At 63.9% G+C, this 16,688-nt stretch carries 13 protein-coding genes; 6 read left to right on the plus strand and 7 right to left on the minus strand.

Annotated features, from left to right (window positions below; all coding sequences use genetic code 11):
* The first annotated feature begins 17 nt into the window (after positions 1–17).
* On the plus strand, positions 18–1,004 hold the full coding sequence (locus tag ACVWZM_RS04160) for a UbiA family prenyltransferase (RefSeq protein ID WP_229190050.1): 987 nt from the start codon (positions 18–20) through the stop codon (positions 1,002–1,004).
* A 73-nt stretch (positions 1,005–1,077) separates the two neighbouring features.
* Here the strand turns inward: ACVWZM_RS04160 and galE are convergent, their stop codons facing one another.
* From galE to ACVWZM_RS04180, 4 genes are all read right to left on the minus strand, one after another.
* Complete coding sequence (galE, locus tag ACVWZM_RS04165) at positions 1,078–2,073, minus strand: UDP-glucose 4-epimerase GalE (protein ID WP_253587352.1); 996 nt, start codon at positions 2,071–2,073, stop codon at positions 1,078–1,080.
* Positions 2,074–2,620: 547 nt separating this feature from the next.
* Entirely contained in the window at positions 2,621–3,262 is a 642-nt protein-coding gene (locus ACVWZM_RS04170; protein ID WP_456852071.1) for a transglutaminase-like cysteine peptidase, read from the minus strand.
* Positions 3,263–3,481: 219 nt separating this feature from the next.
* Entirely contained in the window at positions 3,482–4,144 is a 663-nt protein-coding gene (locus tag ACVWZM_RS04175; RefSeq protein ID WP_028345280.1) for a ParA family protein, read from the minus strand.
* A gap of 15 nt (positions 4,145–4,159) precedes the next feature.
* Positions 4,160–5,395 carry a glycosyltransferase family 4 protein gene (locus ACVWZM_RS04180; RefSeq protein ID WP_456852073.1) on the minus strand — a complete coding sequence of 412 codons (1,236 nt, stop codon included), beginning with the start codon at positions 5,393–5,395 and terminating at the stop codon, positions 4,160–4,162.
* Positions 5,396–5,589: 194 nt separating this feature from the next.
* Between ACVWZM_RS04180 and ACVWZM_RS04185 the strand changes: the two genes are divergently transcribed.
* Together ACVWZM_RS04185 and ACVWZM_RS04190 are read left to right on the plus strand one after the other, a co-directional pair.
* Positions 5,590–6,516, plus strand: a complete 927-nt coding sequence (locus ACVWZM_RS04185; protein ID WP_229158222.1) for a hypothetical protein — start codon at positions 5,590–5,592, stop codon at positions 6,514–6,516.
* Between the two features lie 301 nt (positions 6,517–6,817).
* Complete coding sequence (locus tag ACVWZM_RS04190; RefSeq protein ID WP_456856620.1) at positions 6,818–9,097, plus strand: glycosyltransferase family 2 protein; 2,280 nt, start codon at positions 6,818–6,820, stop codon at positions 9,095–9,097.
* Here the strand turns inward: ACVWZM_RS04190 and ACVWZM_RS04195 are convergent.
* The gene (locus ACVWZM_RS04195; RefSeq protein ID WP_456852075.1) at positions 9,038–11,380 is read right to left on the minus strand and encodes a glycosyltransferase family 2 protein; all 2,343 of its coding nucleotides are present in this window, start codon (positions 11,378–11,380) and stop codon (positions 9,038–9,040) included. The two genes, ACVWZM_RS04190 and ACVWZM_RS04195, sit on opposite strands and share 60 nt — an antisense overlap.
* 232 nt (positions 11,381–11,612) lie before the next feature.
* Here ACVWZM_RS04195 and ACVWZM_RS04200 point away from each other — a divergent pair, with 232 nt between their 5' ends.
* On the plus strand, positions 11,613–12,920 hold the full coding sequence (locus ACVWZM_RS04200; protein WP_057020237.1) for a UDP-glucose dehydrogenase family protein: 1,308 nt from the start codon (positions 11,613–11,615) through the stop codon (positions 12,918–12,920).
* 136 nt (positions 12,921–13,056) lie between these two features.
* Here ACVWZM_RS04200 and rfbD read toward each other — a convergent pair whose 3' ends face one another.
* Positions 13,057–13,968 carry a dTDP-4-dehydrorhamnose reductase gene (rfbD, locus tag ACVWZM_RS04205; RefSeq protein ID WP_456835247.1) on the minus strand — a complete coding sequence of 304 codons (912 nt, stop codon included), beginning with the start codon at positions 13,966–13,968 and terminating at the stop codon, positions 13,057–13,059.
* On the minus strand, positions 13,968–14,522 hold the full coding sequence (gene rfbC / locus ACVWZM_RS04210; protein WP_028331576.1) for a dTDP-4-dehydrorhamnose 3,5-epimerase: 555 nt from the start codon (positions 14,520–14,522) through the stop codon (positions 13,968–13,970). The genes rfbD and rfbC overlap by 1 nt, the downstream gene beginning before the upstream one ends.
* A 109-nt stretch (positions 14,523–14,631) precedes the next feature.
* Between rfbC and rfbA the strand changes: the two genes are divergently transcribed.
* The gene (gene rfbA / locus ACVWZM_RS04215) at positions 14,632–15,543 is read left to right on the plus strand and encodes a glucose-1-phosphate thymidylyltransferase RfbA (RefSeq protein ID WP_018270712.1); all 912 of its coding nucleotides are present in this window, start codon (positions 14,632–14,634) and stop codon (positions 15,541–15,543) included.
* Complete coding sequence (gene rfbB, locus ACVWZM_RS04220) at positions 15,533–16,600, plus strand: dTDP-glucose 4,6-dehydratase (protein WP_057020236.1); 1,068 nt, start codon at positions 15,533–15,535, stop codon at positions 16,598–16,600. The genes rfbA and rfbB overlap by 11 nt, the downstream gene beginning before the upstream one ends.
* The last annotated feature ends 88 nt before the right edge of the window (positions 16,601–16,688 follow it).

Raw genomic sequence — 16,688 nt, forward strand, 5'->3', positions numbered from 1 at the left:
AGAAAAAGGACCGCGCGATGGCGCTGATGGACAGCAAGGTCGAAGCCGGCAAGCCGCCGGCCGCAAGCATCGGGCAGTATCTTTCCATCCTGCGGCTCGATCACAGCACCAAGCACATCTTCATCGTTCCCGGGATTGTCCTTGCCTGGCTGTTGCGCGGCCCGAGAGGCGAGCATATCGCAAGCGCTATCGTCCTCGGCCTTGTGGCCGCGATCTGCATCGCGTCGGCCAATTATGTGATCAATGAATGGTTCGACCGCGACTTCGACCGGCATCACCCGACCAAATCGCAGCGCTCCGCGGTGCAGAGCGCGATGGACGGCAAGATCATCGGGCTAGAGTGGCTGCTGCTGGTCGCGCTCGGCCTCGTCTGCGCATCTGCCAGCAGCCGCCTGATGCTGTTCGCAACCGGCATCTTCGCCGTGCAGGGCATCGTCTACAATGTCCCGCCGCTCCGGAGCAAGGACAAGGCCTATTTCGACGTCATCTCGGAATCCGTCAACAATCCGCTGCGGCTGTTGATCGGCTGGGCGATGATCGATCCGACCTCGCTGCCGCCGGGCTCGGTGATCCTGTGCTACTGGTTTGGCGGCGCGTTCCTGATGGCGGCCAAGCGGCTATCCGAATATCGCGAGATTGCCGCGTCCCATGGCAAGGAGCTGCTGGCGCGCTACCGCGCTAGCTTCGCGCACTATACAGAGGTGTCGCTGACGGCCTCGTGCCTCAGCTATTCGCTGTTCTCGGTGTTCTTCCTCTCGGTGTTCCTGGTGAAGTACCGTATCGAGTATGTCCTGGCGATGCCGCTGGTGGTGATGCTGTTCACCACCTACTTCTCGATGTCGACGTCGCCGGGGTCGTCGGCGCAGAAGCCCGAGAAGCTCTATGGCGAGCGCGGCCTGATGCTGCTCGTGCTGGCGCTGGTCGCCGTCTTCCTGGTGGCAAGCCTTGTCGACATGCCGTTCCTCGCGCGATTGGCCGAACAGCACTACATCACATTGAACTGAGCCTCTCGCGGCTTGATCGTTATTTGAGCATGATCTTGTCGGAAAACCGCTTCGCAATTTTCCGGATCATGCTCTACCGCCGGCGCGGATGCGCCTTCTGATGCCAGGCCCAGGCCGAGCGAATGATGTAGCCGAGATCGGACCGGCTGGCCTTGAAGCCGAGGCCGCGCTCCGACCTGGAGGGATCGGCCACCAGGATCGGCGGATCGCCGGCCCGGCGCTCGCGCACCACGCTCGGCACCGCTTCACCGGTCTCGGCGCGGATCGCGTCGAGCACCTGGCGCACCGAATAGCCGGTGCCGGTGCCGAGATTGAACACGCCGCCGGCGTCGCCCTTCAGCAGCAGCTCGAGCGCCGCGATATGGGCGCTCGCGAGATCATCGACATGGATGTAGTCGCGCACCGCGGTGCCGTCGGGCGTGTCATAGTCTTCGCCGAAGATGGCAAAGTCCGGCACGTGCCCCAGCAGCGCCATCAGCGCGCGCGGAATCAAATGCGTCTCGGGATCGCGGAGTTCGCCGATGGTGACGGAGGCGTCGGCGCCGCAGGCATTGAAATAGCGCAGACAGACCGAGTTGAACCGATAGGCCGCGCGGTAGTCGGCCAGGATCTGCTCGATCATGAATTTGGAGCGGCCGTAGGGATTGACGGTCGGACCTGCGGCACTCTCGGGAATTGGATCGCGTCCGGCGTTGCCGTAGACCGCGCCGGTGCTGGAAAACACCAGGCGGTCGCAGCCCGCCTCCCGCATGCCGCGCAGCAGGCCGAGCGTGCCGGCAATGTTGTTGGTGAAATATTTCTGCGGATCCGCCACGGACTCGCCGACCGCGCTGAACGCAGCGAAATGCATCGCGGCGAGCGCGTTGTGGTCGCTGATAGTGGCGGCGATCTTGTCGTGGTCGGCGACGTCGCCGATCACGAGCGGCCCCCATCGCACGAAATCACGGTGACCGGTGGACAAATTGTCGTAGACGACCGGCAGAAATCCGGCCTCGGCAACCGCCTTGGCGCAATGGGATCCGATGTATCCCGCGCCACCCGTGATCAGGATTGAACCCCTGCTCGCCATCTGAAAATTTCGCCCTGCGCGAACCAATCCCGCGCCTCAACCGGCGCAGTGATCGCATCGGTACGACATTCCGTCCGAGGCGGCAAAATGACGATGGGAATAGCGTTAAGACTGAACGGATTTGCAGCCGAAGCGACGGTCAGCGCGACCCCAGCGGCACGTTGGTCCGTTGACCGACCGGCGGCCCGTGCCGCGACGCTCTGCCATAGGGGTAAGCCGGTGTTGCCGGCGGGACCGGCTGGGTCGCCTGCGGCCGCGATGTCGGAACACCACCGCCCGGTCCATCGATCGAATAGCGTGTTGTGCCCTGCGTGGTCTGCCCGGTGCCCTGTGCAAGCACCGGTGTGGCTAGGGCGACGACCAGCGTCGCTGTTGTGACAAGGCCGGCCAGCTTCATGTCGATGCCTCGATGGGTTGAACCGGGGTCAACCGTCGATGCCTCCAATCGTTCCGGCAATGTCGCCGCGGCGCGCTGGCGATCGTCGCTGCGACGAAAAATGGCGCGGCGAAATGTCTCGCCGCGCCACCTTCGATCGATGGGGCTCGTTCAGAAATTCAGGCGCCGGCCTGCGCGACGCCAGCCAGCCCAGTGGTCGGGGTTCGCCGGGGTCTGCATCCTGACCCAACGATAACGCGCCTGCGACCAGCTGCGGATCTGCGCATTCAGATTGTCGAGCACGATGTCTCCACCCCTGGCGCGGACCACCAGCACGAGATGATGCTCGCCGGAGGAGGTCACAACCTCGCTCAGCAGAAGGTCGCGCATCGGCCAGCCGCGCGCCAGCAGCTCGTGGCGCTTGCTGACCGCATAATCGTTGCAATCGCCGCGCGCCGGATTGATCAACCATTCCTCGCCGGCAAGGCCGCGTTCGTTGCGCTGTGGCACGATGCTGCGATTGACCGAAGCGTTGACCTCGATCAGGTCGGCGATGCGTTGCTTGGTCAGGCGTGTGGCGCCGCCGCGGAACACCATCCGGGCGCGGGCTTTCGGCTTGCACTCGTCGGCATAGCGCATACAGAACATGGTGTAGGCCATCGGGGCCAGCGTCGGCTCGCTGAAGCGGATCTTCTCGATCATGCCACGCAGCGGCAGCGGGAAGCCGACCATCCCAGCCTGGGTGTTCTGTGCGCTTGTCCCGAGCGCAAGGACGGCCAGAACCAGGGCCATCACTCTCTTGACGTTGTACATTCTTCACTCCCCACAGTGACGGGAAGCATGTACGGGAAATGTCTTGAGCTTGGGCTCAAGCGCGCGGCGGCATTTGTTTCAAATGCGAGGGTGCGCGCGAGCAATCCGTTAACCAAGCCTGCGGGGCGCCGCCGTCAGGTCAAGGGCCGGTTGCGGCCCGAACTCTTTCGTTCCCATGCCGGCATGGTTGGCCTGTCGTGAAGCCGCCGGCGCGCTCTGTTAAATCGCCACCCGCTGCCTGGGCGCGATCCCGCACCAGCTCATCACGAGATCGGCGAGCATCTTGATCTCGAGATCCGCGGGCGTCCCGCCGGCGAAATCGGCGACCGATTGCCCCAAGGCGACGGCGCGCACATAGGCCGAGCGGCTGCCGATCATCGGCCCGATCTCCTCGTCGAGCGTATCAAGCTCCTCGATCAGCTGCTGGCCTTCGAGCGTGCGCTGGTCGACGCGGTTCGGCACGATCATGGCACGGAGCGCCGTTCGCCGCGTGGCGCGCACTTCCCGCACGATGTCGAGCGTCCGCGCGGTGGCCTCGATGTCAAGGCCGGACGGCGTGCACGGCATCAGCACGATATTGGCGACCGCGAGCACCGCGCCCAGCACCCGATCGTTCGGCGCGGAGTCCACCACGATGATCTGATGCGGAATCTGGCGCATCAGCTTGGCCCATTCGGCGACCGGCCGGGTTTCCGGATCAAGCTGGTAGACGGGGAACGACAGATTGCCGGGCTCGGCCCAGTGACACGCGGACGCCTGCGAGTCGGCGTCGACCAGTCCCACCACGCCCGTGCGCCGATCCAGTTCTGCGGCGAGCAAGACCGCAAGGGTCGTCTTTCCGACTCCGCCCTTGCGCTGGGCAACCGAGATGACAAGCGGCATCGCAAACTCCTGGCGTTATCCCCCGTACGTGCGCGGGAGGACACCTTCATCAACGAGCGTCAGCATCCGGGGCAGACAGACCCGCTTTGCGTCGTAATTGTCCCGCACGAAGCTGCGCGCCTTCATCCGCATCTTCTTGAAGGCCTTGGGCCGTGACAGCACCGACAGTACCTGATCCGACAGCGCATCAATATCAAAAAACGGCACCAGCAGGCCGTTGCCGTCCGAGATGATATCGCGAAGCGGGGCGGTGTCGGATGCCACCACCGCACATCCCGCGCTCATCGCCTCCAGCAGCGACCACGACAGCACGAAGGGATAGGTCAGATAGACGTGCACCGAGGAAATCTGCAGCAGCTCGAGATACGGTTCCCGAGGAATCCGGCCGAGGAAATGCACCCGGCGCAGGTCGATGTCCGACTTGATTTCGTCGAGGACCATCGACTTCCAGCTCGAGCCCTTGGGTGGATTCGCCCCGTAGGATGTCCCGCTGCCGCCGACGATCACGACCTGCGCATTCGGCCGCGCGGCGAGTATCCTCGGCAAGGACCGCATGAAGATATGGAATCCGCGCACCGGCTCGAGGTTGCGCGAGACGTAGGTGATCACTTCGTCGTCCGCCGACAGCGTCGCGCCGTTCGGAAGCTGAAACCGCGCGACGGGATTGGGCTTCACCTCGTCGGTGTCGACGCCCTCGTGGATCACCTCGATCTTGCTCTGAAACTCGGCGGGAAAGGTCGACCTCTGCCAGGGCGTCGGCGAGACGCCCGTATCGCATTCCGTGAGCGCCAGCAGCGTGGTCGCATTCTTCAGATGGAGTGCGACGTTGCCATCAAGGCCCGTCATGGGAAACTCGGGATCGAAGCCGACGTCCCTGCCCTCGGCACCGTAGTAGAATTCGCAATAAAGGATGATCCGCGCGCGCGGAAACATCGTGCGCAGCGGCAGCGTCTCGCCCCAACCGGGATGCGCGAAGATCAGGTCGGGCACGAAGCCCTGCCCCGACAGCGACGACAGCGCGTACAGAACCTCTTCGGCACGCCGCGATTCGACATCGAAGCGCCGGGCAAACGGATGGACGACCGCGGAATCCGTCTTGGTCGTCGAATATTTGAGCAGCCGGATATCCGGCGTCGTGCTGGCGGTCGATGAACCGACGGCAACGACCCTGTTGCCGGGCTGCTCTGCGAGCGCGCGCGCAATGTGGCGGTACTGGGCCGGAAAGTTATTGTGGACGAACAGGACGTTCATTGGCGGGCGAGCGCGCCCCCCGGCCGCGCGGTCTTCGATTGGGGTCAGGGTCTGCATCATCACCGGCGGTATGTCATCGATTGGCGAGTAAAACTATCTTACCGGATTAACATTAAGCCCTCTTCTATCACACAGATTTTTGGGGCACACTGCAGGAGACTTACCAATCCATTCCGTTAGGCTCGCAGGCGACAATGAACGAACAGATTCAGCAGAAAACCATTGATCTGGCACGGGGTCTCTTCCTGGTTCGATACAATGGCGCAGATGATAAGGTGTCACCTCCGGTGGTGCGCGTATACGCGGATCGCGCCAGTCTTAACAATTGTAATATCATTACCGGACCGGACGTGGTCAATGGAACCCTGTTCGCGCCCGAGACCGCGCTGGTCGTGTCGGTCGCCCGGCCGAGCCGCCTGATCGTCGAGGTCACGGCAGGGCGCGTCGGCGGGTCGACCGCCGCCAATATCAAGATCGAGCCGCTGACCCAGGGACAGGCGGCTGAGCAGCAGCCGGCCAGCCAGCCATTCGACATGTTCGAGCCGGAGGCCGGCCCCGGCGAGTTGAGCGACCTCAAGCTGCTCGCGCATGTCGCGGGCCTGGGCGACGTGACCGTCGGCTCGAATGTCTGGATTGCCGGACCGTCCGCGCCGGCCCGGATCGAGGGAATTTCCCTCGAATGGCCCAACAAGCCGCGGGATCTCCAGCTGCAATATGCCGTCAAGTTCGCCAGGCCGCAGCGCGGCGACAACCAGTTCGTTCCTCTCGGAACTTTTGCCGGAACCCGGGGACGCGCATTGGCCATCACGGGGTTCTCGCTGGAGGCCACGGGTCCCGGCGCGGATCGCTTCTCCATCGCGGCTGAAACCATCTTCCTGGGGGCTCCGACCCTGCGGGTCACCGGGAACCGGATTGTGGTGTCGGGCCCCTCAGGACGGGAACCGCTGGTGGGCCTCAAGCTCAACCTCGAGGAGCGCCGGGTGCAGGCAGCCCCTCTCGCGCCCCAGCAGCCGAGGCGCGTCGAACCCGCCACTCCGATGCCGCACCAGGACGGACCCCGCCTCGAGGGACGGGTGCGCGTGTTCCGGAGCCGGCAGGGCGCCGTCAAGACGGCAGGCTGACCATGCGGACAGATAAGGGCGCCATTTGACCGCCGCCGCGCGCAGGATCGCCTTTACGTCCAAAACGCTCCACCACGTCGATCTCGAGCGGGCCGCTGTCGGGGCGCTCGAGGCGCGTGATTTCCGCCTGGCGTTCGCGCTCGCCGACCGCCGCTGCCGGATCCTGCCGCATCCGGGCGCTCGCGCCCATCTGCTGCGCGCGGAAGCGCTGTTTCATCTCGATCTCAGGGATGCGGCCATCGCCAGCGTGGCGAGGGCGCTCGAGCTCGAGCCGGACGATCTGGTCGCTGCCCGGCGAATGATGGCTTGGGGCGACGACCTTCAGCAGATCGAGGCGGCGCGAAGCGTCACGCGGCGTGATGACGATCCGGATTCGGTCAGGAGCGCCCTCCTTCTGCTCGAACAGAGCGGCCAGGACAGCTGCGCCCGCATCGACTTTCTCGATGAAGAGGTGAAGGGATGGGTGACGTGGCGCGGGCCGGACGACCCGCACCTTTCGCTGGCGCAGGCGGATCAATCCAGCACGATCCAGCTTCCCGCCGATCCACGCCACAGATTCGCGCGTGACGGGCGACAGGCTGCGAGCTTCCGTCTGATCCGGCCCGCGTCCGCGACCTCGCAGCGCCTGCAGATCACGCAGGCGGACCGGGTGATCGCAAGTGTTCAACTCCCGGCCAACCGCGTTCCGGATCACCGGGCCGCACCGCGCCGGCCGGCTCGCCTTCGAAACGGCGAACCTCCTCCGCTCACCATCATCATCCCGGTATACCGGGATCTGGCCGCAACGCGAGCCTGCATCGACAGCGCGTTGAATGCGCTCGCCTGCACGCCGGGCTCGACCATCGTCGTCGTGGATGATGCGTCGCCCGAGCCCGACATCAAGCACCTGCTCAATGAGCTCGCCGCCGAATTCCGCATCAGGCTCCTGACCAACGAGCACAATCTTGGCTTTGTCGGCGCGGTCAACCGGGCGCTCGGCGAGACCGGCGCCGGCGACGTCGTGCTGCTGAATTCGGACACGATCGTGCCGAAATACGCGCTGCAACGCCTGCGCAGCGCCGTGCAATCGACGCCGAGGGTGGGCACGGCGACCCCGCTGTCGAACAACGGCGAATACACCAGCTTTCCAATCCCGAACCGGTCAAATCCCCTGCCCGCGGTCGGCGAAATCGAATTGCTGGATGAACTTGCAGGCAGGGCAAATTCCGGGATTGCGATCGACATCCCCAACGGCATCGGGTTCTGCCTCTACATTACCCGCGAATGCCTCGACGCCGTGTGCGAGCTCTCCGACGACTTCTATCGCGGCTATCTCGAAGACGTCGACTTCTGCCTGCGCGCAGCGGAGGCCGGCTTCCGCAATGTGTGCATTCCTTCGGTTTTCGTCGGGCACGAGGGCTCGCGCTCGTTTCTGGGCGAGAAGCGTTCGCTCGTGATGCGAAATCTTCGCGTTCTCGAACACCGTTACCGGCGCTATGCGACGGACTGCGCCGCATTCCTGCTTGCCGATCCACTCCGCGATTGCCGCGCCGCGCTTGAGCTCAAGCTGCTCACGAACCAGCAGGTCGCCGCCGGCCCATCCGTCATCCTCTGCGGCTCGTTCGCCGGCCGCGCAATTGCCATCAGGCGCTGCCGGCAGTTGGCGGCAGAGGATCAGCACGGTGTGATCGTGCAGATCCTCTCCGAGGGACAACGCCAGCTGGCTGCGATGTTCGATCCGGATGGCGGAGCGCCGCAGTCGATCGTACTCGACGTTGCGACGCCTGAGGGCCGCGAAGCTCTTCTGAAGTCTCTCGCCGATCTCGGAATCCGATCGCTCGAGATCGCAGAGCCGAACCGCATTCCCGGCGCATGTCTGGCGCAGCTCACGCAACACTTTGCCTACGACCTCCTGATCACCGACACCGCGCTTGCAACGCGCGCGGCGGTTGGATCAGGCGTTCATCCGGACTGGGCAAGCCTGGTCGCCGGGGCGCGGCGCGTGACTGCGATCGATGACCACGGCGCGGCCTTTTCGGAAGGGGTTCTCGGCCTGCAAGCCGTGAGGCTGAGCGACCCGCCCGCGCCGCCGGCGCTGTATCCCGCCGTGAGCGGCCCCGCGCGTCTCGGCCTGCTGGTCCTGCACGCCAACGCCGCGGAATTTCGCTTCATACGAGCGTTGAGCGATCAACTGGCCGACGCCGACGAAGACGTCGAGATCATCGTGCTGGGAAGTACCCTCGACGATCTCAAGCTGATGCAGCGCACCAATGTCATCGTCACCGGCGATATTGTCGTCGACGACGTCGCCACGCTCATCGAAGGTCACGGCATCACGAAATTGGTTCTCGACATCGGCGAACCGGCGTTTGGCCATCCGTTGGTGGACGCGCTGCTGGCAACCGGCCTGCCGATCGCCGCGACGGAATGGAGCCCGACGCCTCCGGGGCGCGGCCGAAGCACGGACCTGCAGCTGCAGCCAGGCTTTGATGCCGATGCAACGATTGCTGCCGTACGCGACTGGGCGGTCGATGACGTCCTGCTACAACCCGATCGGAGGAGCGGTCGACACCGGCGGCAGGTTGGCACGCGGCTTCCATGATCGCGGCGGCCATGCAAGCGAGGAGAACGGCGTCGAATCCAGCCCCAGCAGTGGGCTGTAATAGGGATCGTCGAGCAGCACCTCGCCCCATTTCGCGCGCAGGATCGACAGCTCGCGCCTGAAGCGTGCCCTGCGATCCGGCGCGGAATCGCGACCGCGGCTTGCCGACTCCAGATGAACGAGTTTCGCGTCCGGCGTGAACACGATCCGCTTTCCGAGCTGGCGCAGCTTCAGGCACAAATCGATATCGTTGAAGCTGATCGGAAAGCGGATCTCGTCCATGCCGCCGACGGCCACGAAATCGCGCTTGCGCATCAGGAGGCACGCCCCCGTCACCGCCGAACATTCGTGCGCCACCTGAAGCAAATCGCCATAGCCGGGATCACCATCCATCCGGTCGTTGAAGGCGTGCGCGGCCGAGAAATTGGCTCCCAGCACCACTCCGCCGTGCTGCACGACGCTGCTCGGCCAGAGCAGCTTTGCACCGACGGCTCCGACGTCGGGAGCCGCGAGCCGCCACAGCATCTCCGCCAACCAACTGTCGTCGAGCGCCTCGACGTCATTGTTGAGAAAGCAGATGTTCTCCGTATCGACGCAAGCGACGGCGGCGTTGTTGATGAATGCGAAGTTGAAGGGCCCCTCGACCGAGATGACGTCGATTTCCTGCGCCGACAGGCTGTCCAGATAGTCCAGCGTTTCCGGCTCGGTCGAGCTGTTGTCGACGACAAGGATCCGGGCGTTCGTCTCATTTGCCGCCGGCATGACCGTCTCGATGCATCGCTTGAGCAGCTCGGCGCGATTTCTGGTCGGGATGATGATGGTGGTGCGCTCGCTCCAATCGACGGCGCGCTTGACCTGAACAGCCGGAAGAAGACCCGCTTTCCGCGGCTCGACATTGGCCTCGATGCCGGCTCTGGCAAAATACGCCTTGCTCGCGGCGACCAGTTCGGAGGTTGCGGCCGATGCATCAATCCGCGGCAATGCCGCAACCGATCCCGGAAGATGATAGGTTCGATCCGGCTCCGCGCAGCAAAGGAAGATGTCGTAGAGCGACGTCGCCGATCGCAGCGCTTCCACGGCACGCTCCCGGCGCACTGCAAAACAATACGCCCCATAGCCCTGCTCGAGCGCGCGCTCGAGATCGAATGCGGAGAACGCCAGCGGCCAGACTGCGCCGGCGCCTGCAGCGACCTCGACGTCGCCATAGACGAGATCGCAGCCGGGCTCGGACGCGAAGAGATCGGCGAAGCGCTGCAAGGCGTCTTCCGCGAGGATCGTTCCGCTCAGACAAAACACAAAGAACGCACTGCCGGCGGCATCGCCGTCGACAAACTCGCGCGCTGCCTTCGGGTCGAATTGACTGAACGCTCGCGCCGGCAGGGACACCGCCGACCAGGCGGAGTGCCGTTGGGCTTCGAGGCTTTCGATGCTCTCGTCCACCCTGACATCGCCGATCAGGACGACTGCCGCCTCGGATGCAACATCAGACTGTTCAGATTGTGTCGTCGGCGAGAAGCGCTCTTTCCAGCCGCGATAGGCGTGAAACGGCATCGAGGCCGGCAGCACCCGGTCGAACAGCTCTCCACGAAGCCGCTCGCTATCCCAGCGCCCGAGATCCGCGAGCGTTTGCTCCAATCCGCGATCGAAAGCGACAAAGGAAATCGGCTCCGAGATCAGACTCCGTCCCGAAATCGTCCGCGCGGATAGTCCGCGCATGCGACCGTCCGCAAAATGCTCGGGCAGATGAAAATCGATCCGGCGGCCGACGCCGAACTCGCCGCCCCGCGCAACGTTGGTCCACCCGGTCGGCTTCACGGTCATCACCGGGCGTTGCGCGATCAGGATTTCGATTTCCTCGTCGATGTCCTGAGCAAGCCAGCCTTCGAAGCGCAGACCTCCGACCCACTCGATATCGCCGATCCGGTGCCATCGCGCTTCCGGCGCAGCGACATCGCAGCGAATCGGAGCACCGACGGGAGTGCCGATATTTGCCAGCCTTGCCTCAATGATCCCGGCGTTCGCGCTGACCTGATCCTGCACGTTGAACGTAAAGCCAAATCGAGCGTCGCCGATCCCGGCGTCGGCAAGCTCTGTTACGAACTCGTCACACAATGATGACATGTATGGCTCGCCGTCGACGAGCAGGTCGACAGTGTAACGCCGGCCGAGATCGGCGCGATCATAGACAAACCCGGAAAACGTCGTGCGATCGGATCTGGAGAACCGCGTTTGCAACGACGCGTATTCAGCTCCTGAGGGCTTCTGCTTGCTAATCGTCTTCATGCTCATGTCCACCCTCAAACGGCAGCTCGAATGTCGGTCGATTTCAAGTTGAGAATGTGTCCATGGTGCGCCCGAGGTGACTAGCGGGCGCTCAGCTGCACTGGGGCGATCACCGTTTGCACAAAAAGCCGCCGACCTCCAACACAAACTATGCGTTATAAAACTTGGCGTTGTCGGCGCCAATTGTGCTAGTGCTAACTCCTCCTCTCCACACTGATCGACGAGCGGATTCATGAAGATTGCAATGGTTGGAACGGGATATGTAGGTCTCGTGTCCGGAGCGTGTTTTGCCGATTTCGGCCATCAGGTCGTTTGCGTCGACAAGGACGCCGGCAAGATCGAAGCCCTGAAGCGCGGCAAGATCCCGATCTACGAAACTGACCTCGATAAGCTCGTCGACACCAACGCCGCGGCCGGACGGCTGACCTTCACGACGGAGCTCGCGGGCGCCGTCGCGGACGCCGATGCCGTGTTCATCGCTGTCGGAACGCCCTCGCGGCGCGGCGACGGCCATGCGGACCTGAGCTACGTCTATGCTGCTGCCAAGGAGATCGGCGCGGCGCTCAAGAAGTTCACCGTGGTGGTGACCAAGTCGACCGTGCCCGTGGGCACCGGCGACGAGGTTGAACGCCTGATCCGCGAAACCAATCCCGACGCCGATTTCGCCGTTGCGTCGAACCCCGAATTCCTCCGCGAAGGCGCCGCAATCCAGGATTTCCGCCATCCCGACCGCATCGTCGTCGGCACCGAGGACGACCGGGCCAAGAGGGTGATGGGCGAAGTCTATCGTCCGCTCTATCTGAACCAGGCGCCGATCCTCTATACCGCGCGACGCACGGCGGAATTGATCAAATACGCCGCGAATGCCTTCCTTGCCACCAAGATCACCTTCATCAACGAGATCGCCGATCTCTCCGAGAGGGTCGGGGCGAACGTGCAGGAGGTCGCGCGCGGCATCGGGCTCGACAACCGGATTGGAACCAAGTTCCTGCATGCCGGCGCCGGCTATGGCGGCTCCTGCTTCCCGAAGGACACCCGTGCGCTGTTCAAGACCGCGCTCGACCACGACGTCCAGCTGAAAATCGTCGAGGCCACGCTGACCGCGAACGACAACCGCAAGCGCGCGATGGCGCGCAAGGTCGCCAACGTGCTCGGCGGCGAGCTGCGCGGCAAGACCATCGGCGTGCTCGGCCTGACCTTCAAGCCCGACACGGACGACATGCGTGAGGCGCCCTCGATCCCGCTGATCAACGGCCTGATCGACTTCGGCGCCAAGGTTCGTGCCTACGATCCCATTGGCATGGAGCAGGCGCGCAAGGAATTGCCTGAGATCGAGTACTGCAAGGATGCCTATGAATGCGCGCGCCAGGCCGATGCGCTGGTGATCGTGACCGAGTGGCGCCAGTTCCGCGCGCTCGATCTCAAGCGCATCAAGCAGGAGATGAAGCATCCGGTCGTCGTCGACCTGCGCAACATCTACCGTCCGGACGAGATGGCCGCGCACGGCTTCACCTACGACAGCATCGGTCGGCCGCGCTGAGCGCTCGCGCCCGGCGACGATAGCCGCCGGCCGGTTCAATCCTTGAGCCTTGGTTCTGATCAAATCAGAACCAAGGCTCTTTTCTTGTCTGACGCGTTTTCTTCACGCGCACCGGCATCCCACTTCCGAAGCCGTCCTAAGCGTGGGCGGGCGCGCCGAGCTGGACAAATGCATCCAGTTCGCGCGCCAGCGCTTCCTGCCAGGTCGGCATCGCCACGCCGAACTGCGCCTTCAGCCGGGACAGATCCAGCCGCGAATTGCCCGGACGCACCGCCTTGGTCGGAAAATCGGCTGCTGCGATCGGAGCGATGTTCTCGACCGCCAGCGTGACCCCGCGGGACCTCAGCCCGCCGACAATGGCGGTTGCGAAGCCGTGCCAGCTGGTTTCGCCGGCGCAGACGAGATTGACGACACCGCCCCGGCGCGCGAGCTGATCGTGCAACGTGGTGAGGTTCGGCAGGACGATGCCGGCGACCGCACCGGCGATCGCTGATGCCGTGGTTGGCGCACCGATCTGATCGGCCACGATCCGCAGCTCCTTACGCTCGCCGGCGAGCCGCGCGATGGTGCGCAGGAAATTCGTACCCTTTGCGGCATAAACCCATGAGGTGCGCGCGATCAGATGCGCCCCGCCCGCCGCCTGGATCGCGACATCGCCGGCAAGCTTGCTGGCGCCGTAGACCGACAGCGGTTCGGTCGGGCTGTCCTCGCGCCACGGCCTGTCGCCCGAACCATTGAAGACGTAGTCCGTGGAGAAATGCACCAGCGGCACGCCGTTCGTTGCAGCCCATTTGGCGATCGCTTCAGGTCCCTTCGCGTTGACCAGGAACGCCAGCTCACGCTCGTCCTCGGCGCGATCGACGGCGGTATAGGCCGCCGGATTGATGATGAGATCGGGCTTCAGACTCTCAAGCTGGCTCGTCAGCATCTCCGGCTTCGACAGATCGAACTCCGCGGTGGGCGGCGCGATGATCGTGCCGTGGCTCTCCAGCAAAGGCTTGAGCGCACTGCCAACCTGGCCGCGTGTTCCCGTCAACAAAATCCGCATCAGATTTGTCCATAGGTCGGAAGGTTGCTGGCGTCGGCAAGGAGCGGCGCGTCCGCATCCTTGGCCGACAGCTGTGGCTTGTCGACGCCCCACTTGATCCCGATCGCTGGATCATTCCACCGGATCGAGAGCTCGTCCTTGGGGCTGTAGAAATCATCGCACTTGTAGAAGAAGTCGGCGGTCTCCGAGAGCACCACGAAGCCGTGGGCGAAGCCGCGCGGCACCCATAATTGCCGGCGGTTCTCCTCGCTCAATTCGACCGCGACATGCTTGCCGAAATTCGGACTGCCGACGCGCACGTCGACGGCAACGTCCAGCACCTTGCCGCGCAGCACGGAGACGAGTTTGCCCTGGGTGACCGGGTTTTGCAGATGCAGCCCGCGCAGCACGCCATAGGCCGAGCGGGACATGTTGTCCTGCACGAACGGACGCGTGATGCCGTGCTCGACATAACGCGGAGACTGGTAGGTCTCGAGGAAGAAGCCGCGCTGGTCGCCGAACAGCTTCGGCTCGACGATCAGGACTTCAGGAAGCTCGGTCTTGATGACGTTCATCTAACATTTGTTCCAGTTTGACGCGCTTGAAATGTTAATTGCCTTCTCATAACAAACTTGTGCAGCGCACGCTATATGTTATGTTCTGATAGTCAAATTGTGAGGGACCATGAAAGGCATTATCCTTGCCGGTGGCACCGGCTCGCGCCTCTATCCGGTGACGACAGTCGTCTCCAAGCAACTGCTGCCCGTGTTCGACAAGCCGATGATCTACTATCCGCTGTCGACGCTGATGCTGGGCGGAATCCGCGATATCCTGATCATTTCCACGCCGCAGGACAAGCCGCTGTTCCAGCGCTTGCTTGGCGATGGCAGCGAGATGGGTGTCCGGTTCGCCTATGCCACGCAGGAGACCCCGCGGGGTCTTGCCGACGCCTTCATCGTCGGACGCGACTTCATCGGTGATGACTCCGTTGCCCTTGTGTTAGGGGATAACATTTTCTATGGCCACGGCCTGCCGAGCATGCTGTCGTCCGCCTCGATCCGCAAGAAAGGCGCCACCGTGTTCGGCTATGTCGTGAACGCGCCTGAACAGTACGGCGTGATCGAGCTGGACGGCACCGGCCGGGCGCTCTCGATCGAGGAGAAGCCGAAGCGGCCGAAATCCAACGTCGCGGTCACCGGCCTCTACTTCTACGACAATGATGTGGTCGACATAGCGGCCGGTATCAGGCCATCCCCGCGCGGCGAGATCGAGATCACCGACGTCAACAAGGCCTATCTCGAACGCGGCGACCTCTACGTCGAGGTGCTCGGCCGCGGCTTTGCCTGGCTCGACACCGGCACCCATTCCTCGCTGGTCGAGGCCAGCCATTTCGTCCAGATCCTGGAGCAGCGCCAGGGCCTGCGCATCGCCTGCCCCGAGGAGATCGCGCTGCGCCAGGGCTACATCTCGCTCGAGGCGTTCGCGAGGGTCGCACAGAAGACCGCCAAGAGCAGCTACGGCGAGTACCTGCTGTCGGTCTACCGCTCATTCCACGGCGAGCCGCGCGCGGCGGAGGTATTCAAACATGCGGTTTAAGGGATCGACGATCTTCGTCACCGGCGGCGCCGGCTTCATCGGCTCCGCCGTGGTCCGCCACCTGCTGCGCGACACCCACGCCCGCGTCGTCAACATCGACAAGCTGACCTATGCGGCAAACCTGGCCTCGCTGCCCCGTGCCGCCGAAAGCCTGAACTACACCTTCGAGAAGGCCTGCATCTGCGAGGCGCAGAACCTGCGCCGGCTGTTCGAGAAATATCAGCCCGATGCGGTGATGAACCTTGCCGCGGAAAGCCATGTCGACCGCTCGATCGACGGCCCCGGCGAATTCATCCAGACCAACATCGTCGGCACCTTCACGATCCTGCAGGAGACGCTGCGCCACTGGCGTTCGCTCTCGCCCGAGAAGCGCGACCGGTTTCGCTTCCTGCATATCTCGACCGACGAGGTGTTCGGTTCGCTCGGCGACGAAGGGCTGTTCACCGAGACCACGGCGTACGCGCCGAACTCGCCCTATTCGGCCAGCAAGGCATCGTCCGATCACCTGGTGCGGGCCTGGCGCGAGACCTACGAGCTGCCGACCCTGGTGACCAACTGCTCCAACAATTACGGCCCCTATCACTTCCCCGAAAAGCTGATCCCGCACATGATCATCAAGGGGCTCGCCGGCGAGCCACTGCCGGTCTATGGCGACGGCAAGAACATCCGCGACTGGCTGTTCGTCGAGGATCACGCCAAGGCGCTGACGCTGGTGCTGGAGCGCGGCGAGGTCGGCGAGACCTACAATGTCGGCGGCCGCAACGAGCGCACCAACCTGCACGTGGTCGAGAGCATCTGCGACCTGCTCGACGAGGTCGTGCCGGCCGCGGCAGGCCCGCGCCGCCAGCTGATCAATTTCGTCGCCGACCGGCCCGGCCACGACCGCCGCTATGCCATCGACGCCACCAAGCTCGAAACCGAGCTCGGCTGGCGCGCCGAGGAGAATTTCGAGACCGGCATCGCCAAGACCGTGCGCTGGTATGTCGACGAGCAACCCTGGTGGCGCGCCATCCTGGAGGGCGGCTACAAGGTGGAGCGCGTCGGCCTGAACCAGTAGTCGCCGATCTTTCCAATCACCGGCGTGGATAGCCAACAGGACGTCGAGAAGCGCGATGACGACTCAACCAGATATCATCGCTGCTTGA

Source organism: Bradyrhizobium sp. USDA 4501 (assembly GCF_054062115.1).